Origin of the sequence: uncultured Jatrophihabitans sp., from assembly GCF_964252635.1 — a bacterium.
Lineage (GTDB): Bacteria > Actinomycetota > Actinomycetes > Mycobacteriales > Jatrophihabitantaceae > Jatrophihabitans.
On sequence record NZ_CAXUNP010000009.1, the window covers coordinates 86,290 to 106,369 of the forward strand.

Below are 20,080 nucleotides of genomic sequence, written 5' to 3' on the forward strand. Positions count from 1 at the left end.
TCAGCGGGGCATCACTTCGCGGCGTGCGCGAGTTCGACGAGCCGGTCGACGACCTGGTCGATGTCCAGGTCGGTCGTGTCGAGTTCGACGGCGTCGGCCGACTGCGTCAGCGGGCTGGCGGCACGGCTGCTGTCGAGGCCGTCGCGGCGGGCGATGTCCGCGGCGATGGCGGCGACGTCGGCCTGGAGTTCGCCCGCCCGGCGGGCGGCGCGGGCCTCGGCGCTGGCGGTCAGGTACACCTTGGGTCGCGCGCTCGGCCACACGACCGAGCCGATGTCGCGCCCCTCGACGACGATGCCACCGTCGCCGATGAGGTCGCGCTGGGCGGCGACGAGCTGGGCGCGCACGGCAGGCACGGCCGAGACGGCGCTGACCGCGGCGGTGGTCTCGGCGCTGCGGATCTGGGCGTCGACGGGCTCGCCGTCCAGGAGCACGGACACGGCCCCGGGGTCGGTCGAGATCTCGATCTCGGCGGTCTCGACGACCCGGGTCACCGCGACCCCGTCGTCGAGGCCGACGCCGGCACGCAGGGCCGCGACGGTGGCCGCCCGGTACATCGCGCCGGTGTCGAGGTAGCGCGCGTCGAGCCGTTCGGCGAGCCGGCGGGCGACGGTCGACTTGCCCGTTCCCGACGGTCCGTCCAACGCGACGACCCCGGTGAACGCCGGCGAACTCTCTGTGGACACACGGCAAGGATACGGATGCCCGCCGCCTGCCGATGCCAGGCCGATGCGCCTACTGGGGCAGGTCGGTGCGCAGCGCCGCCGCGCCGCGCAGGTACACGTGGCGGATCTCGGCGCGCGGGCGCTGCGTCTCGACGTGGGCCATGAGCCGCAGCACCCGCGGCATGGCTCCCGGCACGGCGATCTCGGTGGTACACAGCAGCGGGACGTCGACCAGCCCGAGCAGGCGCGCCGCGTAGGCCGGGAAGTCGGCGTTGAGATCGGGCGTCGCGGTGAACACGATGCTGATGAGGTCCTCGGCGTCGATCTCGTTGCGGCGCAGCACCTCCGTCACCAGCTCCGATGTTCCCTGCAGGATGTCGTCGCGCTCGTTGGCGTCGACCTGGATCGCCCCGCGTACCGCCCGTACCGCCACGTCAGTCCTCCGGGTCCATGTCGTCGTCGATCGGCCCGGACGTCGGGGTGCCCTCGACCAGGCGATGCAGCTCGGCGAGCTCCGGCCTGGTCAGCGGCCGGAGGGCGCCGGCTCGCAACCCACCGAGGCGGACCGGCCCGATCCGGGTGCGCACGAGGCGGGAGACCGGGTGGCCGACCTCGGCCAGCATCCGGCGCACGATGTGCTTGCGGCCCTCGTGCAGGATCACCTCGACGATGGCCTGGTCCCCCTGGGTCTGGACGATCTTGAAGGCGTCGGCGGTGGCCGGACCGTCCTCGAGCTCGACGCCCGCCAGCAGCCGCCGCCCCACGTCCTTGGCGACCGGTCCCGGGACGGTGGCCAGATAGGTCTTGAGCACCCCGAAGGACGGGTGCATCAGGTGGTGTGCGAGGTCACCGTCGTTGGTGAGCAGCAGCAGGCCCTCGCTGTCGCTGTCCAGGCGTCCGACGTGGAACAGCCGTTCCTCGCGGTCGGCGACGAGATCGCCCACCGTCGGACGGCCCCGGTCGTCCGACATCGCGCTCAGCACGCCGCGCGGCTTGTTCAGCGCGAGGTGGGCGAGACCCTCGCGGACCACGATGCGGTCGCCGTTGACGTGGATGACCGCGGTCTCCGGGTTCACTCGGGCGCCCAGCACCGCGACCTCGCCGTCCACGGTGACGCGGCCGGCCGCGATGAGGTCCTCGCTGACGCGGCGCGAACCGACGCCGGCCGACGCGAGCACCTTCTGCAACCGGATGCCGTCGGGCAGGTGGGCGTCAGGCATCGCCGGCCACGCCCGCCAAATCGTCGATGCCGTCGAGGTCGGGCAGCAGCGGGGCGAGCGAGGGCAGCTCGTCCAGCGAACGCAGGCCCATCTTCTCGAGGAACATCTCGGTGGTGCGGAACAGGCCGCCGCCGGTGTCCGGGTCCTGGCCGACCTCGACGACGAGCCCGCGGGCCAGCAGGGTGCGGACGACGCCGTCGACGTTGACGCCGCGGATCGCGGACACGCGCTGCCGGGTGACCGGCTGGCGGTAGGCGATGACGGCGAGGGTCTCGAGGGCGGCCTGCGTCAGCCGGGTGCGCTGGCCGTCGTGCAGGAAGTGCTCGACGATCTCGGCGTGCTGCGGACGGGTGAACAGCCGGACTCCCCCGGCGATCTCGCGCAGCTCCATGCCCGCGTCACGCTCGTCATAGGCGGCCCGCAGGGTGTCCAGGCCATCGGTGATCGCGTCGGTGGTGAGCTGCAGCGACGCGGCGAGGGTGGCCACGCTGACCGGTGCCTCGACGACGAACAGGATGGCCTCGAGCGCGGACACGAGGTCGGCGGGGTCGGCGAGGCGCAGCGCGAGGTCGTCCGGCAGCTGGGTCTCGTCGGCCACGACCGCGTCGGTCGCCTCGTCGTCGCCCGGCACCGTGGTCGACGCCCGGGCGTCCGTCGGCTGGGAGTCGGCGGGCTGGGAATCGACGGGCTCGAGATCGGTGGGCCGGTGCTCACTCGGCTGGGGCTCGGACTCGGTCACTGGTACTCCTCGTCGGCGTCCACGGACGCCTCGTCCTGCTCGTCGTGGTCGGTGCTGCCCGTCCAGCGGATGCGCAGCTCGGCCAGCGCGGCGGCCTGGTCGAAGGCCACGGACCCGTCGCGGTAGAGCTCGAGCAGCCCGAGGAAGCGGGCCACCACCTCCAGGGTCAGCTCGCAGTCGCCGACCAACGCCCGGAAGGTGACGGAGCCCTGGCGACGCAGCCGCTCGCGGATGATCGCCATGTGTTCGGTGACGCTGACCTGCGGGGCGTGCACGTGGTCGGTCATGACCACCGGCACCGGTTTGGGTGCCAGCGCGGCCGCGGCGATGGCGGCGAAACGTTGCGGGTCGACGCCCAGGTAGACGTCGGGCAGCAGCTCTGCGAAGCGCGTCTCCAGCTCGACGGCCCGGCCGTGGCGCCGGGCCTGGGCGCGGTCGAGCTCGGCGAGGTAGGCGGCCGCGAGCTTGTACGCGCGGTACTGCAGCAACCGGGCGAACAGCAGGTCGCGGGCCTCGAGCAGGGCGAGGTCCTCCTCGTCCTCGACCTCGGCCGCAGGCAGCAGCCGCGCCGTCTTGAGGTCGAGCAGGGTGGCGGCGACGACGAGGAACTCGGTGGCCTGACCCAGATCCCAGGTGTCCATGCCGGCCAGGTGGCTGATGAACTCGTCCGTCACCTGCGACAGCGCGACCTCGGTGACGTCGAGCTGGCGGCGGCTGATGAGGTTGAGCAGCAGGTCGAAGGGGCCCTCGAAGTTGTCGAGGGTCACCCGGAACGCGCCGTCGTCCGGGCGGCCTGCGGCCTCCGGCGCCCCGGCGGTCAGCTCGGAGGCGAGGTCGGCGAGCTCGATCTCGTCCTCAAGCGTCGCCACCGTGTCCACCGGCACGTCGTCCGGGCTCACGGCCGACCCGTGCTGCGCTTCATGATCGGGCGATCACTTCGCGGGCCAGGGCGCGGTAGGCCTTGGCGCCCGTCGAGTTCGGCGCCCAGGACGTGATCGGCTCGCCGGCGACCGTCGTCTCGGGGAAGCGGACCGTGCGGGCGACGACGGTCTGGAACACCTTGTCGCCGAACGCCTCGAGCACGCGCGAGAACACCTCGCGGCCGTGGTTGGTCCGTCCGTCGTACATCGTGGCCAGGATGCCGTCGAGCGTCAGCTGCGGGTTCAGGCGGTCCTGCACCTTCTCGATGGTGTCGACGAGCAGCGCGACGCCGCGCAGGCTGAAGAACTCGCACTCCAACGGGATGATCACGCCGTGCGAGGCGGTCAGCGCGTTGACGGTCAGCAGTCCCAGGGAGGGCTGGCAGTCGATGAGCACGTAGTCGTAGTCGCCCAGCGCCGGGGCCAGTGACCGGGCCAGCGTCTGCTCGCGCCCGACCTCGGTGACGAGCTGGATCTCCGCGGCGGACAGGTCGATGTTGCTGGGGAGCAGGTCGACGCCGGGGATGCCGGTCTTGAGCAGCACGTCGTCGATGTGCACCGACCGCTCGAGCATCAGGTTGTAGGTGGTGCGCTCGAGCTGGTGCGGCGCGATGCCGAGGCCGGCCGACAGCGCACCCTGCGGGTCGAAGTCGACGAGCAGCACCCGGCGGCCCAGCTCGGCCAGCGACGCGCCCAGGTTGATGGTGGACGTCGTCTTGCCGACGCCGCCCTTCTGATTGCACAGGGAGATGACCCGCGCCGGCCCGTGCCGCTGCAGGGGCGGTGGGTCGGGGATCTCACGCCGCGGGCGGGCGGCGGCCGGATCGGTCGGCGTCTTCGGCTCCGCCGGGAACAGTCCCCCGGCTGCGTCGTCTCGACCCGAGCTGGTCATGTACTGAGCCGCCCTCCCGTCGGATTGGTTCGCCTCGCGCCCCGGCGAATCTACCGTGCGCGGGGGTGGGCCGTGGCGTACACCTCGCGCAGCCGGTCGACCGTCACGAGGGTGTAGATCTGGGTCGTCGTCACCGAGGCGTGTCCCAGCAGTTCCTGGACCACCCGCACGTCCGCCCCGCCCTCCAAGAGGTGAGTGGCGAAGGAGTGCCGCAGCGTGTGCGGCGACAGCCCGTCGGCCAGCCCGGCCCGTTCGGCCGCGGTCCGCAGCACCACCCACGCCGATTGGCGCGACAGCGGCCCGCCCCGCGAGTTCAGGAAGACCCGCGACGTGCCGCGGCCCTCCGCGGCCAACACCGGCCTGGCCTGCACCAGGTAGGCCGACAGCGCGGTGGCCGCGAACGAGCCGACCGGCACCCGGCGCTCCTTGCCACCCTTGCCGCGCAGCAGCACCGTGCCGTCCGCCAGGTCCAGCTCGTCGACGTCCAGCCCGACCGCCTCGGAGATCCGCGCGCCGGTGCCGTACAGCAGCTCCAACAGGGCCCGGTCGCGCAGCGCCAGGGCGGTACGGGCATAGCCGGCGGCCTCCAGCAGCCGCTCGACCTCCTCGACCGTGATCGCCTTGGGCAGTCGTCGGGGCGGCGCCGCCGGCCGCACCTCACGCGACACGTCCACCTCGACCAGCCCCTCGCGCAGCGCGAACCGGTGCAGGCCACGCACGGCCACGACGGCCCGGGCCGCCGAGGACGCGGACAGCGGCGGGTGGTCGGCGTCGCCCTCGCGCAGGTAGGACAGGAAGCCGCCGACCGTGGCCGCCGTGACGTCGTCCAGCCTCGCCACGCCGTGGGCCCCGAGGTAGTGCGCGTAACGCTCGAGGTCGCGTCGGTAGGAGCTCAGGGTGTTGGCGGCGACGCCGCGCTCGACCGCGAGATGGTCCAGGAAGCCGCGCGTGACGACGATCGGCGCACGCCGATCGCCGGCCCGTGCCGCACCGGTCCTGGTCGAGGTCATCGGCGGGGGGTCACAGGCCGGGTTTCGCGGGCCACGGGGAGTCGGCCGGGCGCAGGTCGCGCCAGTCCGTGGCCCGGCCGTGGATCGCGGCGAGCAGCCCGGCGACCGCGGCGGCGTTGGTGATGTGTCCGGCCAGCGCGCGGCGCACGGCGTCGGACAGCGGCTCGCGGTCGACGGTCATGGTGATCTCCTCACCCGACGCCTCGAAGCCGTCCTTGCCGACGGGCTTGAGATCACGGGCCAGGAACACGCGGATGGCCTCGGTCGAGAACCCGGGCGAGGTGAACAGGTCGAGCAGGACGTCCCAGCGTCGGGCCTCGATCCCGGCCTCCTCGCGCAGCTCGCGCTGCGCGGCGGTCAGCGCCGGCTCGCCGGGCACGTCCAGCAAGCCCGCGGGCAGCTCGTCCAGCCGGGCCCGGACCGGGTGGCGGTACTGGTTGACGATGACGACGCGGCCGTCGTCGTCGAGCGCGACGACGACCACCGCGCCGGGGTGGTCGACGACCTCGCGCACCGAGGTCGACCCGTCGCTCATCCGGACCGTGTCCCGGCGCAGGGAGATGATCTTGCCTTCGAACGCGGACTCCGACTCGACGAGCTCGTACTCGTCCTGTTCGCTCATGCCCGTCCGGTCACAGGTTGCTGCCGGCGGCGACGGGCGGTGCGTCGACCTGGTCGGCCGGCGCGTCGTCCTGGCTCGCCTCGACGACCTCCGGGATCTGCACGGGCAGGCGCTCCGCGTCGTTGTACTGCAGCGCGGCGCCGACGAACGCGCGGAACAGCGGGTGCGCCCGGGTCGGCCGCGACTTCAGCTCGGGGTGGGCCTGGGTGGCCGCATAGAACGGGTGCACCTCGCGCGGCAGCTCGACGAACTCGACCAGCCGGCCGTCGGGCGACTCGCCGGATACGACCAGTCCGGCCGCCTCGAGCCGCTCGCGGTAGACGTTGTTGACCTCGTAGCGGTGCCGGTGGCGTTCGGTGACCGACGTGGTGCCGTAGGCCTCGGCCACGACCGAGTGGGGCACCAGCGCGGCCGGGTAGGACCCGAGCCGCATCGTGCCGCCCAGGTCCGCCTCGCCGGCGACGGCCGCGACCTGACTGGCCATGGTGGCGATGACCGGGTCCGGGGTGTCCGGGGCGAACTCGGCCGAGTTCGCGTCGGCGATGCCCGCGAGGTGCCGGGCGGCCTCGATGACCATGCACTGCAGCCCGAGGCACAGGCCGAGGGCAGGGATGCCGCGCTCGCGGGCGTGGCGCAGCGCGCCGACCTTGCCCTCGATGCCGCGGATGCCGAACCCGCCGGGAACGATGACCCCGTCGAGCCCGGCCAGGGCGGCGGCCGCGCCGGCGGCCGTCTCGCAGGAGTCCGACGGGATCCAACGGATGGCCACCTTGGCGCGGTGGGCGAACCCGCCGGCGCGCAGTGCCTCGACGACGGACAGGTAGGCGTCGGGCAGGTCGATGTACTTGCCGACCAGGCCGATCGTGATCTCGGCGCGCGGGTTGCGCACGCGGTCCAGCAGGTCGCCCCACACCGTCCAGTCGACGTCGCGGAAGGACAGCCCCAGCCGGCGCACCACGTACGCGTCCAGGCCCTCGGCGTGCAGCACCTTGGGGATCTCGTAGATGCTCGGCGCGTCGACGGCGGCGACCACGGCCTCGGCGTCGACGTCGCACATCAGGGCGATCTTGCGCTTCAGACCGTCGGGCAGGTCGCGGTCGGCGCGGCAGACGATCGCGTCCGGGGCGATGCCGATGCTGCGCAGCGCGGCGACCGAGTGCTGGGTGGGCTTGGTCTTCAGCTCGCCCGACGGGGCGAGATAAGGCACCAGCGACACGTGCAGGTAGAAGCAGTTGTCCCGGCCGACCTCGTGCCGCACCTGGCGGGCGGCCTCGAGGAAGGGCAGCGACTCGATGTCGCCGACGGTGCCCCCGATCTCGGTGATCACGACGTCCGGTGTCTCGCCGTCCGGGCCGGGCAGCGCCATGGCCCGGATGCGGTCCTTGATCTCGTTGGTGATGTGCGGGATCACCTGCACCGTGTCGCCGAGGTACTCCCCACGCCGCTCCTTGGCGATGACGCTGGAGTAGACCTGGCCGGTCGTGACGTTGGCCGAGCCGACGAGGTCGGTGTCCAGGAAGCGCTCGTAGTGGCCGATGTCCAGATCGGTCTCCGCGCCGTCCTCGGTGACGAACACCTCGCCGTGCTGGAACGGGTTCATGGTGCCCGGGTCGACGTTGAGGTACGGGTCCAGCTTCTGCATGGTCACGTGGAGGCCGCGGGCCTTCAGCAGCGAGCCCAGGCTCGAGGCCGTGAGCCCCTTGCCGAGCGAGGACGCGACCCCGCCGGTGACGAATACGTGACGGGTGGGGGCCAGGCGTCGTGTCGGGTCAGACACCCGTGTCGAGTCCTGGACAGGCAGTCGATCCACGGACGTTCACGCTAACACGCACTCGACGCCTCCCGCTCACCACGGCCGCGGCGCGCGGCGGGTGCCGGCTCCGGCCGGCTCCGCGGTACGACCGGCGGCGGTGCGGTCCTCGCCGACGCGATCCTCCACGGTGCGTTCCTCCACGGTGCGTTCCTCGGCGTCGAGCACGATCGCGGTGCGGCGCACCTCGTCGTCGGTGAGCAGCCCCGATGCGTGCATCTGGCGGATGAGCCGGGCCCGCGAGTACGCGGTGGGCGCGAACGGGGCCGCGGCGCCGACGATCACCCCGGCCAGCTGGCGGGCCTGGTCGATCACCGACCGGTCGTGCTCGGTGACGGGCACGACGTCGAGTTGCCCCCCGCGGATCAGCAGGGGCGCGATCGTGCCGGACACCTCCGAGAGCCGGTCACGGACGAACGACGCCAGCGCGGCGACGGCCTGCGGCGGAGAGGGGATGTCCATGCGGCTCCCGAACGGCTCGATTGACGGTCGGTTCAGCGGGCGGGCGGCTCAGTTGGCGGGTGCCGGGAACAGGGCGTCGGCGCCGTTCTGCGTCCCGTACTGTCCCACGCGGCCGGAGATCGCGTCCGCCAGGGACAGCACCGCCGACACCTGCCCGAACGCGTTGTCGGCGTTGTCGACGGTGGCCACCGCGGTGCGGTTGCCGCTGGGTGCGCGGACGAGCCCGACGAGGCCGGTCTTGTCCGCCGACAGGTCGTTGCCCGCCACCACGACGTGCCCGCCGTTCTTGGCCAGGGCGCTGACGAACGCGAGCTCGCTGGCCTGTCCGTAGGTGTTCTTGCTGCCCAGGGCGCCCTTCGCGACGACGACGACGTCGGTGCTGGCCTTCAGTCCCGCCTCGGCGTTGACCATGTGCAGCTGGCTGAAGCCACCGAGCACCTGGGTGAGGTCGGACGGCTGGCCCTTGCCGACCAGGACGAAGCCCAGCAGGGCGGCGCTGAGCTGGGAGGCGTCGCTGGTCTCGGGCAGCGTGATGTCGACGGGCCGGGTGGCGGAGGTCGTGGCCAGCGAGACGATCGCGTTGCCCTGGCTCGCGTCGATGTAGTCCCTGGTCAGCGCGACCTGGCCGCTGACGGCGGCGCCGGCGGCGGTGATGCGGTTGCGGACGCCGTTGAGCATCGTCGTGCTCGTCCCGGGCATGCTGACGACCAGCACGTTGCGGCCCTTGAGCCGTCCGGCCACCAGCTGGGACCCGTAGGTCGACGCGAACTGGCCGGCGTCGCTGACCTGGCCCTGCAGCGACTTCACCTGGGTGGCCAGCTTGTCGCGCTGGTCCTTGGTGTCGTTGACCTGGTTGCGCAGGTCCTTGGTGATGGGTCCGTTGAGGGCGGTGGTGCCGACGACGATGCCCAGCGCGAGCGCCAGGAAGACCGCGACGACCGAGACGAGGTGATAGCGGAAAGAGATCACGAGAACGAGTCCTGTACCCAGTTGACGAAATGGTCCCAGCCGTCGCCGATGCTGGTCAGATAGGTGTGGCCGGTGTCGGACACGGTGAGCGCCGCGACGATGGCCACGAAGGCCGCGATGACCAGCAACAGCAGCGCCGCGGCGGTGATGCGTGAACGGTAGAGGTGGGTCACGCTACGCGCGTCGACCACTTTGCTGCCCAGTCGCAGCCGGGTCAGGAACGACGACGCCATGCCCTCGCGTCCGCGGTCGAGGAAGTCGGTCAGGTCGGCATGGCTGCCGACCGTGACGACCAGCTCGGCGCCGGCCTTCTCGGCGAGCAGCAGCGCCGCGTCCTCGCTGCCGCCGGCCATCGGGAAGACCGTCGCGTCGACACCGAGGTCCTGGACGCGCAGCAGTCCGGGCGCGCGGCCGTCGGCGTGGGCGTGGACCACCACCTCGGCGCCGGTGCCGAGCGCGGTGTCGGACACGGCCTCCATGTCACCGACGATGACGTGCGGCCGCATCCCGGCCTCGATCAGCGCGTCGGCCCCGCCGTCGACGCCGATGAGGACCGGTTTGAACTCGCGGATGTAGTGGCGCAGGGCCTTGAGCTGCTTGGCGCAGTCCTGCCCGCGGACCACGACGAGGACGTGCCGGCCCTTGGCGGAGGTCGAGAGCTCGGGAACGCCCTCCCCGTCGACGAGCAGGTCACGCTGCCGCTGCAGGAACTCGGCGGTGTCGGCGGCGAACGCCTCGAGCTGGGCCGACAGCCCCGCCCTGGCTCCCAGCATCAGTTCGGCGATGCTGGCCGCGTCCTGCATGGTGCCGGAGACGATCGGTTCCTCGCCCAGGTAGAGCGTGTCGCCGTCGAGCCGGATCTTGGTGCCCTCCTTGACCGTGCCGAAGACGTCGCTGCCGACGCCGTCGAGCAGCAGGATGCCCCGGTCGACGATGAGCTCGGGACCGAGGTTCGGGTAGCGGCCGGAGATGCTGGGCTGGACGTTCACGACGGCGACCGGCTTGGCCTGGATCAGCGTCTCGGCGGTGATCCGGTCCAGGTCGACGTGATCGATGACGGCCACGTCGCCGGCGTTGAGCCGGGTGGCGAGCCGGACGGTGCGCCGGTCGAGGCGGGCCACCCCGCTCACGCCGGGCAGCACGTCGCCGCGACGGCGCAGGGTTGCGATCTTCATGGGCGCCGATGCTGCCATCCGCCCGGCCGTATCCCGGGATGCCACGCGGGGCGGCGGGCGGCCGCTCCGTGTCAGCCCGAGCGGTCGGCCGCGGCGTCGGCGAGCAGCTCGGCGGCGTGCTCGCGGGCCGTCGCGGTGTCGGAACCGGCCAGCATGCGGGCCAGCTCGAGCACCCGCTCGTCGTCGGTGACGACGCGGACGTCGCTGGCGGTGACCCCGACCGAGGTGCCGCCGTCGGCACCCGGCTTGTCGACGATGACGTGCCGGTCGGCGAAGGCCGCGACCTGCGCGAGGTGGGTCACGACGAGCACCTGACGGTCGCGGGCGAGCCGCGCGAGACGACGGCCGACCTCGACCGCCGCGCGTCCCCCGACACCCGCGTCGACCTCGTCGAACACGAGCGTCGGGACACCGTCTCCGGCCTGGTCGCCGACGAGGCACACCTCGAGGGCGAGCATGATGCGCGACAGCTCACCACCCGATGCGCCCCGCCCGATCGGCAGTGCGGGCGCTCCCGGGTGCGGACGCAGCCGCAGCTCGACCTCGTCGGCCCCGTCGGGACCTACCGCCAGCTCCCGACCGTCCAGCACCACGGTGGGCGAGCCGGCCGACGGGGTCCGGGGGCGGACGTCCACGGCGACACCCGCGGCGCCCAGGGCCAGCCCGGCCCGCTCGGCGGTCCCCGCCGCGCCGAGACGGGCCCCGGCCCCGACCCGGGCCGTCGAGAGCGCGTCGGCCAGCCCGGCGAGCCGCACGGCCGCGGCGTCCCGGCGCTCCCGCAGCGCGGCGATCGCCTCGTCCGAGACGTCCAGGTCGGCGCGGCGCGGGCGCGCCGCGGCGGCCCCGCGCCGTACCCCCGCCCGGCGCGGCGCGGGCGCGGGGGCGGACGTGCGGATGAGGGCGGCGAGCGTGGCCCGACGGGCCTCGACCTGTTCCAGGCGAGCCGGGTCGTTGTCGATCCCGGCCGCGTAGGCACCCAGGTCGGCACCGACGTCGGCGACCAGGGAGCTCACCTCACCGAGCCGCGTGGACAGGGCGTCGAGATCCGGGTCGTCGCCCTGTTGCTGCGCCAGCGCCCGACCGGCGCGGGCCAGCAGGGAGAGCACGTCGGCGGCGTCGGCGGCCGGGTCGTCGGCATCGCCGAGCAGCGCGTCGTGGGCGGCCCGCGCGGCCAGGGTCAGGGCGTCGGCATGCCCGAGGCGGGCCGCCAGCCGCGTCAGCTCGTCGGCCTCGTCGGCCTCAGGGGCGACGGCGTCGATCTCGGCCAGGCCGTGGGTCAGCAGGTCGGCCTCGCGGCGCAGCTCGGCGGCCCGCGTGGTCCGGTCGGTCAGCTCGGCGTCGGCCCGCCGCCACGCCGCGTACGCCTGCTCGTAGTTGCCCAGGTCGTGGCCGGCGTAGTGGTCCAGCGCCGCGCGCTGGGCGCCGGGGCGGGTCAGGCGCAGCTGGTCGGACTGCCCGTGCACGGCGATGAGGTGGTCGGCGAGCTCGGCCAGCACACCCAGGGGCACTGCGGCTCCCCCGGCGAAGGCGCGGGAGCGGCCGTTGACGCCGACGGACCGGCGCAGCACGACCTCGTCCGCGTCCGCGTCCTGTTCACCGTCGACGTCGCCGCCGGCCTCGACCACTCGCTGGGCTGCTGCCGAGCCGCGCGGCAGGACGAGACGGCCCTCGACGCCGGCCTGACGGGCGCCGGTGCGGACCCGCGTCGCGTCGGCACGGGCACCGAACAGCAACATCAGCGCGGTGACGACCATGGTCTTGCCGGCTCCGGTCTCGCCGGTGACGACGGTCAGGCCCGACCCCAGCGGAAGGGTCGCCTCCTCGATCACTCCGAGCCCGCTGATCCGAAGCTCCTCCAGCACCCCCCGAGGCTATCCGGACGGCACCGGCACCGACCCGTGCCGGTGGGTCCGGGCCCCGCGGGCCCGGGCCGGGTGCGTGCGTCCGGACTGGGTGCTCAGTCGTCGGCCGGCGGGGGCGACGCCTCTCGCAGGCTGCGGACGGGAAGCTGGAACTTCGAGACCAACCGGTCGGTGAAACTGACATCGCCCAGCCGCACGACCCGCACGGGCAGCGCGCCGCGGCGGATCCGCACCCGCGCGCCGGCCTGGACCGGGAAGGACCGGCGTCCGTCGCAGCTCAACACCGCCTCGTGGGTCGCGCTGACCAGTTCGATGTCGACGGTCGAGGTCGGTGAGACGACGAACGGTCGCGCGAACAGCGCGTGCGCAGCGTTGGGCACGATGAGCATGGCGTCGACGTCCGGCCACACGATCGGGCCGCCCGTGGAGAACGCGTAGGCGGTCGACCCGGTCGGCGTCGCGCAGAGCACGCCGTCGCATCCGAACCGCAGGAAGGGCCGCTCGTCGACGGCCACCGCGACCTCGAGCATCCGTTCGCGGTTGGTGCGTTCCAGCGAGGCCTCGTTGAGGGCCCAGGCCCGGTCGACGATCGCGCCGTCGACGATGACCTCGGCGTCGACGGTGACGCGCTCCTCCACCTCGAACCGGCCCGCGGTGAGGGCGGCGATCGTGTCGTCCAGGGTGGCCGGCTCGGCCTCGGCCAGGAACCCCACGTGGCCGAGGTTGACCCCGAGCATGGCCACGCCTGCGGGGCGGGCGAGCTCGGCGGCCCGGAGCAGGGTGCCGTCGCCGCCGAGGGCGATCATGAACTCGCAGTCGCGGGCGGCGTCGGCCTCGTCCAGGACGCGTACCTCGTTGCCCAGGCAGGCAGCGGCCTCGCTGGGCAGCATGCGCACCTCGTAGCCGGAGGCGCGCAGCAGCTCGCTGGTACGGGTGGCCAGCTCGATGATCTGCCGTCGCGAGGTGTGCGCGACCAGCAACACGGACTTGGTCATGTCGCGCTCGTTCCGGTCCGCGGCCCGCGATCGCCGGAACCGGTGTCGGCGGTGGACGCGCGACCCGTCTCACCGGTCGCCGCGGCGTCGGCATTTCGGGTCGGCACGGCACGAGACGCGTCGTGGCCGTCGGTGTGGTCTGCGATCACGGTGGCTGCGATCTCCTCGGAGCTCAGGCGGGCGCCGTCGCTTCGGCGCAGCCAGAGGAAGAATTCCACGTTGCCCGACGGGCCGGGCAGCGGGCTGCGAACCACGCCCTGCGCGGCCCAGCCTGCCGCGGCCGCCACGTCCGCGACGTGCACGACGGCATCGGCGCGGTGCGCGGGGTCGCGCACGACTCCGCCGGCGCCGAGTCGTTCGCGTCCGACCTCGAACTGGGGCTTGACCATGGGCAGCAGATCTCCGTCGTCCGCCGTGCAGGCCATCAGTGCGGGCAGGACGATCGGTAGGGAGATGAAGGACAGGTCGGCGACGGTCAGCTGCGCCGGCCCGCCGATGGTGGCCGCGTCCAGGGCGCGGACATTGGTGCGGTCGACGACCTGCACCCGTTCGTCGGTCCGTAGCGACCAGGCCAGCTGCCCGTAGCCGACGTCGACGGCGACCACCCGTTCGGCACCGGCTCGCAACAGGACGTCGGTGAACCCGCCGGTCGAGGCACCGGCGTCCAGGCAGCGACGCCCGGTCACGACGATCTGCGGGAACGCGGCCAGCGCGCCGGCCAGCTTGTGACCGCCGCGGGACACGTAGCCGGGGTCGTCGTCGTCGGCGACGACCCGCACCGACGCATCGTTGTCGACCCCGGTCGCGGCCTTGGTGGCCGTGACGCCGTGCACCTCGACCCGACCCTGGGCGATGAGAGCGGCGGCCTGCTCGCGGGAGCGGGCCAGGCCGCGTCGCACCAGTTCGGCGTCGAGCCGCTGCAGTCGTCGGGCCACGCGGTCAGGCGTCGTCGATCGTTCCGAGCGCGTTCTGCAACTCGGTGTGCACCGACTGGTAGAGATCGGCCTGCTCGTGGGTCGGCCGCTGATGAATGCCGTCGAGGCGACCGAGCGCGACCTGGAGCGGCGTGGCCGATCCGGTCTCGGCGGGACCCGACGCAGCCATACCGTCAGGACCCGACGCAGCCGCGAGGTCAGAAGTCGGCGCACCTGGGGCACTCACGTCGTCAGGACCCGGCCCACTTGACGTAGCCGCGTCGTCGGAGGTCGGCTCGGACGTGGTCACAGGCTCTCCTGACGTCGGGTCGGCCGGGCACCCACCGGTGGCGGGCGGTGCCGCGTTGCTGCACGTGCTTGCTGGCGAACGGAGCGGCACCGTGCGTCGACGGTACTAGTCGAGGGCTGCGGTAGCGTCGCAACAGTCCTGACCGGTTGGCAACACAGTCGCCGCGAACAGGCCCCGTCTGGGTGGAACGGAGTCCTGGTGGCGAGTCTGCAGGAGTGCGAACAGGCGCTGCACGTCCTGGCCGACCGGCTTGCCGCCACGGACCCGGCCCGTCGAACCGCCGGGTTCGACCGCACCCTGAGCTGCACGATCCGTGACCTGCACGTCGTGTTCGGCGGCCGGCTGCACGACGGTCTGTTGCTCGACATCGCCCGGGTGGATGCCGCCACCGGACAGATCACGTTGGACCTGACCGGCGACGATCTCCTGGCTCTGGTCGACGGTTCTCTCAACCTGGCGTCGGCCTGGGCCGGCGGACGGGTCAAGGTCAGCGCCGGCGTCCGTGACCTGATGAAGCTCCGCTCGATCTTCTGAGCACACCCGACACGCGACCGCCGCACCGTGGCACCGTGGCACCGTGGCACCGTGGCACGCATGATCACCGTGGCACGCATGATCAGGACGTGTCGAGGCCCAGCGCGGCCAGCACCGAGCGAGCATCGTCGGACGTCCCGGCTCGGACCCGGGTCTGATCGCCCCCCGCCGTGTGCCGGGACCAGATCCCGGCACACAGCGCTCTGATCGCGTCGAGCTGGTCCTCGTCGTACACGGGTTCCGTCGCCCCGTCCTGCGAGCGGGTCCCGGTCTGCAGCCCTGCGCCGTTCTCCACCGTGCGGTGCTCCCCGGTGGTCTCCAGTACGACCTCGGTCTTGTCGGAGGCTCCCCGGCCCGGCTCGCCCGTGGTCGAGATCGTCGCCCGCCATCGGCCGCATGACGCCCCTGTGGTCTCGACCTCGACTGGAGGGTGCACCACGAGAACATCCCTCAGGTCCGACCCGACGTACGTCGGTCGATGCTGCGGGACGGCCCGCAGCAGCTCGGGGACGGTGGTCACACCCGAGAACACGATCATGCTGTCGCAGCCCACCGCATTGGCGCCCTCGATGTCGGTGTCGAGGCGGTCGCCGACCACGAGCGGGCTCGCGGCTCCGGTGCGCAGCAGCGTCTCGCGGTGCATCGTCGGGTCCGGCTTGCCGGTGACGACAGGGTCCGCACCCGTGGCGTGCTGCAGGGCCTTGACCAGCGACCCGTTGCCCGGCAAGGGGCCGCGCGGGGACGGCACGGTCGGATCGATGTTCGTGGCCACCCACGGCGCGCGGCGATTGATCGCCACCGCGCCCTCGCTGAGCAGCGCCCAGTCCATCGTGGGCGAGAAGCCCTGTACGACGGCATCGACCCGGCCGTCGGCGTCGTGCACCGGGGTCAGACCTCGTTCCCGCAACGCCTCGATCAGACCATCCGTGCCCAGCACGAGGACCCTCGCGCCGGACGGCAGGCGGTCGGACAGATACCGTGCCGCGGCCTGGGCCGAGGTGATGACCTCCGTCGCCTCGGCCGAGATACCGAGCTCGGTCAGGTGCGCCGCGACTGCTTGCGGAGGCCGGGCGGCGTTGTTCGTCACGAAGGCGAGACGCATCCCCTCCTCGCGGGCTCGACGCAGAGCCTGAGGCGCCCCCGGCACGGCATCCGGCCCCACGTAGACCACGCCGTCGAGATCGAGCAGCGCCACGTCGTAACGCGTCGACAGCGGACCATCGGAACCGCGCAGCGTGGAGCTCACGGGTCGCATGATCGCACGGGCCCGTCACTGCGTACGATCGCCAGACATGCAGGCAGACGGCACCGCCGACGTCGACGTTCCCGGGCTGTCCCTCGAGCCCTTCCGAGCCATCCGACCGCAGGGCTCTTCGGAACGCATCGCTGCCCTGCTCTGCCCGCCGTACGACGTCATCGATGCGGCGCAGAGGGCCGAGTTGCTGCGCCGCGACCCGGACAACGCGGTGGGCGTGATCCTGCCCGAGCCGACGCCTGCGGGATACCGCCAGGCCGCGGACGAGCTGACGCGCTTGGTGCACGACGGCGTCTACCGCGTGGACGAGGCGCACGCGCTGTACGTCTATGAGATGGCCGACGACGACGGGCAGGTGACGCGTGGCCTGGTGGGCGCGGTGGAGCTGCGCGACCCGGGCGACGGCGTGATCCTTCCCCACGAGAACACCATGGCCGGGCCGGTCGCCGACCGTCTCGCGGTCATGACGGCGACGGACAGCGACCTCGAGCCCATCTATCTCGTGTACGACGGCGGCGGCGAGGCGTCCGCAGTCGTCCGGGACGTCGAATCCGACACCCCGCTCGTGCAGGCGCGCACGCCGGACGGCCTGACCCACCGGCTGTGGGCCGTGACCGACCCCGAGGCCCACGCCGTCGTCCGGGCCGACCTGGCAACCCGTCGTGCGCTCATCGCGGACGGGCATCACCGGTACGCGACGTACCGCGAACGTGAGCGTCAGCGACAAGAGGCGGACGGACCAGGCCCGTGGGACCGCGGCATGGCGCTGCTGGTCGACTCGACCGACTACGGGCCACAGGTACACGCCATTCATCGCGTGATCCCGGGCCTGACCCTGGCCGACGCGATGGCACGGATCGAGGGCGTGGGCGCCGTCCAGACGGTCGGCGACGTGGCGACGGGACTCGACCGCGCCGAACGGACTGCCGGTTTCGCGCTCGTGCTGACCGACGGCGACCAGGTCGCATTGGTCACCGACCCGGACGCCACCCTGCGCAGCGCCGCTCGGCGGGGGGGCGACGTCCCGGCCCTGACCGAGCTCGACGTCACCGTGTTGCACCGTGGCCTGGTCGAACGGGTGTGGGGGCTGGTCGACGACGTGGACACGGTCCGATACGCACACTCGGTGGGCGAGGCCGTCCGCGATGCCCGCGCCGCGGGTGGCACAGCCGTGCTGCTGCGGCCGACCCCGGTGCAAGCCGTGACCGCAGTGGCGGCTGCCGGCGCCCGGATGCCACGCAAGTCCACGCTATTCACCCCGAAGCCGGCATCGGGACTGCTCATCCGGCGTCTCGCCGACCAGGGCGGAGGACCCGCACCGTCGTGACGTCGACCGCGTAGCGACTGGTCGGCCCGGCGGGACTGCGCCAGAACCGACGTTGCAGGCTCCCCCGGATCTCGAGACGGTCGCCGGGCGCGGCGGCCACCACGGAACGGTGGACCCGGACCCGGGTACTGACGCAGTCGATGCTGTCGACCTTGACCCGGCCTCCGGGCCGGCGGTCGACGGTCAGGCGGAACGTGGCCAGCAGATCACCGCTCGGCAGTTCGCGCAGGACGGGCTCGTCGGCCAGGCGGCCGCGGAGGAACACGCAGTTGTCCGCCTCGGGCGGAGCGTCCGTGGAAGTCATGGGTCCAGCTTGCTGCGGCACGGCGACGGCCGGGGCAAACCGGGTGACGTTGTGGACGGTAGGAGTTGCTGTGGACGCGCACCAGCGGAACGGTCGGTGGGCCGTGCTATCGCGAGCCTCAGAGCAGGGCTGCGGCCCGATCTGCGGCGTCGAGCTCGCCGTCCGGGTCGAGCGCTGCGCTGGCGGCGAACCAGGATGCCGCTTCCTCGGTGCGACCCGCGGCTTCCAGCGCGTCCGCGTAGGCGTACCAGAGACGCACCGACCCCGGACGCGGCCGGTCACGATCGAGACCACCGCGGGCCAGCACGGCCAACGCCGCGTCGAGCTGCCCGAGGTCGCGGCGTGCCCCGGCGATCACGATGAACAGCTCGGTGCGGGACTCGGGGTCGAGGCGCCCGACACCCGGATCGCTGAGCAGCCGCAGGGCCTGGGCCGGACGTCCCAGCGCGCGTTCGCTGTCGGCCATCAGGGCGAGATTGTGTGCGTCCCCGCCGATGCGGCGGGCGGTCCGTAGCTCCGTCAGGGCTTCGGCCCACTCCTGGGCGCAGTAGGCGGCGACACCGACCGCCTCGCGGACGGCGCCCACCCGTGCGGCACGGGCACGAGCTGCACGGGCCAGTTCCAGGGCCCGGCGCGGATCGCTGTCCAGCGCCTCACCAGCGGCTACCAGGTACCTCGCCACCGCATCGGCATTGGGTTTGCTCAACGAGCGCAGTTCGGCACGAACCCGCCGGTCCAAGAGCGTCGGGTCCACGTTCTCCGGAATGGGCGGTCCGGCGGGTTTCGATGCGGTGGGGCGTGCAGCAGGCTTGGCGTTCGGGCGCACGTCGCGCCGCGGGTAGCGCGGAGCCGGCCGCTCCTCCCGCCAATCCTCCACGGGGCCGCCCTGGGGGCCGCGCTGGGGGCCGCGCTGGGGGTTACCTTGTCGTGGTCGACCGGACGAGGCGCCGGCCGACCGCGGATTAGTGGTACCGCGCGACGGAGCGCGCCCGGGTCTGCCGGTCGAGGTCGAGCGCCCGATTCCTGCTCGGGCGGAGTCGCGACCGCTGGACGACTGCCCGCCAGCGCTATCGCCGGTGTGTCCGCGATGCCGGTCGCCCGACCCACCGCGGGTGGACGCGGCGTCGGTACGCCGGCCGCCCTGCGGGGTGCTCGATCGGCCACCCCGGCCCGCGCCCGCCGAGTCGCTGCGCGGCCGCGGGGTAGAACCGCCACCCGCTGTGCGCCGATCGCCGGGATCGCGGTGATGAGCTGCTCCGGCCGACGGGGCATCGTCGTCGCGACGCGGCCGCCCTGCTCGACGGGCGTCCGGCTTCGCGATTCGGCGACCGCCTCCGGAGTCTCTTCCGGCGCTGCTGCGGTGAGGCGATGACATGATGCTCGATTCTTCTGGAGAACGCACAAACGCAAATGAGGGCCGCCCGTAAGCCGGGCGGCCCTCATTTCACAGTGTGTCCGGCGACGTCCTACTCTCCCACGCAGTGGCCCGCGCAGTACCATCGGCGCTGAGAGGCTTAGCTTCCGGGTTCGGGATGGGACCGGGCGTTTCCCTCTCGCTATGGTCGCCGAAACTCTATGGAGATATGGCCCGCACCGCCCGAACTACAGACGGGGACCGCACCTCGGGAACCGCACAGTGGACGCGTAGCACTTACCGACCCGAAGGTCGGCAAGAGGATGTTTGTGAGAAGTCCTCGGCCTATTAGTACCGGTCAGCTCCACGTGTTACCACGCTTCCACCTCCGGCCTATCAACCCGGTGGTCTAGCCGGGGGCCTTACTCCATAAAGGATGGGAGATCTCATCTTGAAGCGAGCTTCCCGCTTAGATGCTTTCAGCGGTTATCCCTTCCGAACGTAGCCAACCAGCAGTGCTCCTGGTGGAACAACTGGCACACCAGAGGTTCGTCCGTCCCGGTCCTCTCGTACTAGGGACAGCCCTTCTCAAATCTCCTGCGCGCGCGGCGGATAGGGACCGAACTGTCTCACGACGTTCTAAACCCAGCTCGCGTGCCGCTTTAATGGGCGAACAGCCCAACCCTTGGGACCTACTCCAGCCCCAGGATGCGACGAGCCGACATCGAGGTGCCAAACCAT

The 20,080-nt window shown here is 72.5% G+C and carries 21 protein-coding genes and 2 rRNA genes; 2 read left to right on the forward strand and 21 right to left on the reverse strand.

Going from position 1 to position 20,080, the window contains the following annotated elements; all coding sequences use genetic code 11:
- Positions 1 to 11: 11 nt before the first annotated feature.
- From cmk to ACFFCA_RS06345, 16 genes are all read right to left on the reverse strand, one after another.
- On the reverse strand, positions 12 to 686 hold the full coding sequence (gene cmk / locus ACFFCA_RS06270; protein ID WP_375482885.1) for a (d)CMP kinase: 675 nt from the start codon (positions 684 to 686) through the stop codon (positions 12 to 14).
- A gap of 49 nt (positions 687 to 735) precedes the next feature.
- Complete coding sequence (gene aroH, locus ACFFCA_RS06275; protein ID WP_375482887.1) at positions 736 to 1,098, reverse strand: chorismate mutase; 363 nt, start codon at positions 1,096 to 1,098, stop codon at positions 736 to 738.
- A gap of 1 nt (position 1,099) precedes the next feature.
- The gene (locus tag ACFFCA_RS06280; protein WP_375482889.1) at positions 1,100 to 1,885 is read right to left on the reverse strand and encodes a pseudouridine synthase; all 786 of its coding nucleotides are present in this window, start codon (positions 1,883 to 1,885) and stop codon (positions 1,100 to 1,102) included.
- Positions 1,878 to 2,624, reverse strand: a complete 747-nt coding sequence (scpB, locus tag ACFFCA_RS06285; protein ID WP_375482891.1) for an SMC-Scp complex subunit ScpB — start codon at positions 2,622 to 2,624, stop codon at positions 1,878 to 1,880. The genes ACFFCA_RS06280 and scpB overlap by 8 nt, the downstream gene beginning before the upstream one ends.
- On the reverse strand, positions 2,621 to 3,523 hold the full coding sequence (locus tag ACFFCA_RS06290; RefSeq protein WP_375482893.1) for a segregation and condensation protein A: 903 nt from the start codon (positions 3,521 to 3,523) through the stop codon (positions 2,621 to 2,623). The genes scpB and ACFFCA_RS06290 overlap by 4 nt, the downstream gene beginning before the upstream one ends.
- Positions 3,524 to 3,542: 19 nt before the next feature.
- Entirely contained in the window at positions 3,543 to 4,436 is an 894-nt protein-coding gene (locus ACFFCA_RS06295) for a ParA family protein (RefSeq protein ID WP_375482895.1), read from the reverse strand.
- 50 nt (positions 4,437 to 4,486) lie between these two features.
- Positions 4,487 to 5,446 carry a site-specific tyrosine recombinase XerD gene (gene xerD, locus ACFFCA_RS06300; protein ID WP_375482897.1) on the reverse strand — a complete coding sequence of 320 codons (960 nt, stop codon included), beginning with the start codon at positions 5,444 to 5,446 and terminating at the stop codon, positions 4,487 to 4,489.
- Positions 5,447 to 5,456: 10 nt separating this feature from the next.
- Positions 5,457 to 6,068 carry an NUDIX domain-containing protein gene (locus ACFFCA_RS06305; protein ID WP_375482899.1) on the reverse strand — a complete coding sequence of 204 codons (612 nt, stop codon included), beginning with the start codon at positions 6,066 to 6,068 and terminating at the stop codon, positions 5,457 to 5,459.
- A gap of 10 nt (positions 6,069 to 6,078) precedes the next feature.
- Complete coding sequence (locus ACFFCA_RS06310) at positions 6,079 to 7,869, reverse strand: CTP synthase (RefSeq protein WP_375482934.1); 1,791 nt, start codon at positions 7,867 to 7,869, stop codon at positions 6,079 to 6,081.
- A 45-nt stretch (positions 7,870 to 7,914) separates the two neighbouring features.
- Entirely contained in the window at positions 7,915 to 8,340 is a 426-nt protein-coding gene (locus tag ACFFCA_RS06315) for a hypothetical protein (RefSeq protein ID WP_375482901.1), read from the reverse strand.
- Positions 8,341 to 8,388: 48 nt separating this feature from the next.
- The gene (locus ACFFCA_RS06320) at positions 8,389 to 9,309 is read right to left on the reverse strand and encodes a copper transporter (RefSeq protein ID WP_375482903.1); all 921 of its coding nucleotides are present in this window, start codon (positions 9,307 to 9,309) and stop codon (positions 8,389 to 8,391) included.
- Positions 9,306 to 10,484, reverse strand: coding sequence for a putative cytokinetic ring protein SteA (gene steA, locus ACFFCA_RS06325; RefSeq protein WP_375482905.1), 1,179 nt, complete (start codon positions 10,482 to 10,484; stop codon positions 9,306 to 9,308). The genes ACFFCA_RS06320 and steA overlap by 4 nt, the downstream gene beginning before the upstream one ends.
- 71 nt (positions 10,485 to 10,555) lie before the next feature.
- Entirely contained in the window at positions 10,556 to 12,346 is a 1,791-nt protein-coding gene (recN, locus tag ACFFCA_RS06330) for a DNA repair protein RecN (RefSeq protein ID WP_375482907.1), read from the reverse strand.
- Between the two features lie 95 nt (positions 12,347 to 12,441).
- Entirely contained in the window at positions 12,442 to 13,341 is a 900-nt protein-coding gene (locus ACFFCA_RS06335) for an NAD kinase (RefSeq protein WP_375482909.1), read from the reverse strand.
- Positions 13,338 to 14,276: a TlyA family RNA methyltransferase gene (locus ACFFCA_RS06340; RefSeq protein ID WP_375482911.1), complete on the reverse strand. Its 939-nt coding sequence runs from the start codon at positions 14,274 to 14,276 to the stop codon at positions 13,338 to 13,340. Before ACFFCA_RS06340 ends, ACFFCA_RS06335 begins: the two co-directional genes overlap by 4 nt.
- A gap of 4 nt (positions 14,277 to 14,280) precedes the next feature.
- Positions 14,281 to 14,445, reverse strand: a complete 165-nt coding sequence (locus ACFFCA_RS06345; RefSeq protein ID WP_375482913.1) for a hypothetical protein — start codon at positions 14,443 to 14,445, stop codon at positions 14,281 to 14,283.
- Positions 14,446 to 14,763: 318 nt separating this feature from the next.
- On the opposite strand from ACFFCA_RS06345, the gene ACFFCA_RS06350 reads away from it, so the two are divergent.
- Positions 14,764 to 15,099, forward strand: a complete 336-nt coding sequence (locus ACFFCA_RS06350) for a sterol-binding protein (protein WP_375482915.1) — start codon at positions 14,764 to 14,766, stop codon at positions 15,097 to 15,099.
- Between the two features lie 82 nt (positions 15,100 to 15,181).
- On the opposite strand, the gene ACFFCA_RS06355 is transcribed toward ACFFCA_RS06350, so the two are convergent.
- The gene (locus ACFFCA_RS06355) at positions 15,182 to 16,354 is read right to left on the reverse strand and encodes an HAD-IIA family hydrolase (RefSeq protein ID WP_375482916.1); all 1,173 of its coding nucleotides are present in this window, start codon (positions 16,352 to 16,354) and stop codon (positions 15,182 to 15,184) included.
- A gap of 37 nt (positions 16,355 to 16,391) precedes the next feature.
- Between ACFFCA_RS06355 and ACFFCA_RS06360 the strand changes: the two genes are divergently transcribed.
- A complete protein-coding gene (locus ACFFCA_RS06360; protein ID WP_375482918.1) occupies positions 16,392 to 17,681 on the forward strand; it encodes a DUF1015 family protein in 1,290 nt (429 codons plus the stop codon).
- On the opposite strand, the gene ACFFCA_RS06365 is transcribed toward ACFFCA_RS06360, so the two are convergent.
- From ACFFCA_RS06365 to ACFFCA_RS06380, 4 genes are all read right to left on the reverse strand, one after another.
- Positions 17,635 to 17,985 carry a single-stranded DNA-binding protein gene (locus ACFFCA_RS06365; protein WP_375482920.1) on the reverse strand — a complete coding sequence of 117 codons (351 nt, stop codon included), beginning with the start codon at positions 17,983 to 17,985 and terminating at the stop codon, positions 17,635 to 17,637. The genes ACFFCA_RS06360 and ACFFCA_RS06365 overlap by 47 nt on opposite strands.
- Positions 17,986 to 18,103: 118 nt before the next feature.
- The gene (locus tag ACFFCA_RS06370) at positions 18,104 to 18,691 is read right to left on the reverse strand and encodes a tetratricopeptide repeat protein (RefSeq protein WP_375482922.1); all 588 of its coding nucleotides are present in this window, start codon (positions 18,689 to 18,691) and stop codon (positions 18,104 to 18,106) included.
- A gap of 747 nt (positions 18,692 to 19,438) precedes the next feature.
- A 5S ribosomal RNA gene (gene rrf / locus ACFFCA_RS06375) occupies positions 19,439 to 19,555 on the reverse strand.
- Between the two features lie 112 nt (positions 19,556 to 19,667).
- A 23S ribosomal RNA gene (locus ACFFCA_RS06380) occupies positions 19,668 to 20,080 on the reverse strand; the annotation flags it as partial.

Coding starts and splice junctions, on each gene's coding strand:
- ACFFCA_RS06280 (WP_375482889.1), bottom strand. CDS start 1,885: ATGCCTGACGCCCACCTGCCCGACGGCATCCGGTTGCAGAAGGTGCTC.
- ACFFCA_RS06295 (WP_375482895.1), bottom strand. CDS start 4,436: ATGACCAGCTCGGGTCGAGACGACGCAGCCGGGGGACTGTTCCCGGCG.
- xerD (WP_375482897.1), bottom strand. CDS start 5,446: ATGACCTCGACCAGGACCGGTGCGGCACGGGCCGGCGATCGGCGTGCG.
- ACFFCA_RS06305 (WP_375482899.1), bottom strand. CDS start 6,068: ATGAGCGAACAGGACGAGTACGAGCTCGTCGAGTCGGAGTCCGCGTTC.
- ACFFCA_RS06315 (WP_375482901.1), bottom strand. CDS start 8,340: ATGGACATCCCCTCTCCGCCGCAGGCCGTCGCCGCGCTGGCGTCGTTC.
- steA (WP_375482905.1), bottom strand. CDS start 10,484: ATGAAGATCGCAACCCTGCGCCGTCGCGGCGACGTGCTGCCCGGCGTG.
- ACFFCA_RS06335 (WP_375482909.1), bottom strand. CDS start 13,341: ATGACCAAGTCCGTGTTGCTGGTCGCGCACACCTCGCGACGGCAGATC.
- ACFFCA_RS06345 (WP_375482913.1), bottom strand. CDS start 14,445: ATGGCTGCGTCGGGTCCCGCCGAGACCGGATCGGCCACGCCGCTCCAG.
- ACFFCA_RS06355 (WP_375482916.1), bottom strand. CDS start 16,354: ATGCGACCCGTGAGCTCCACGCTGCGCGGTTCCGATGGTCCGCTGTCG.
- ACFFCA_RS06360 (WP_375482918.1), top strand. CDS start 16,392: ATGCAGGCAGACGGCACCGCCGACGTCGACGTTCCCGGGCTGTCCCTC.
- ACFFCA_RS06365 (WP_375482920.1), bottom strand. CDS start 17,985: ATGACTTCCACGGACGCTCCGCCCGAGGCGGACAACTGCGTGTTCCTC.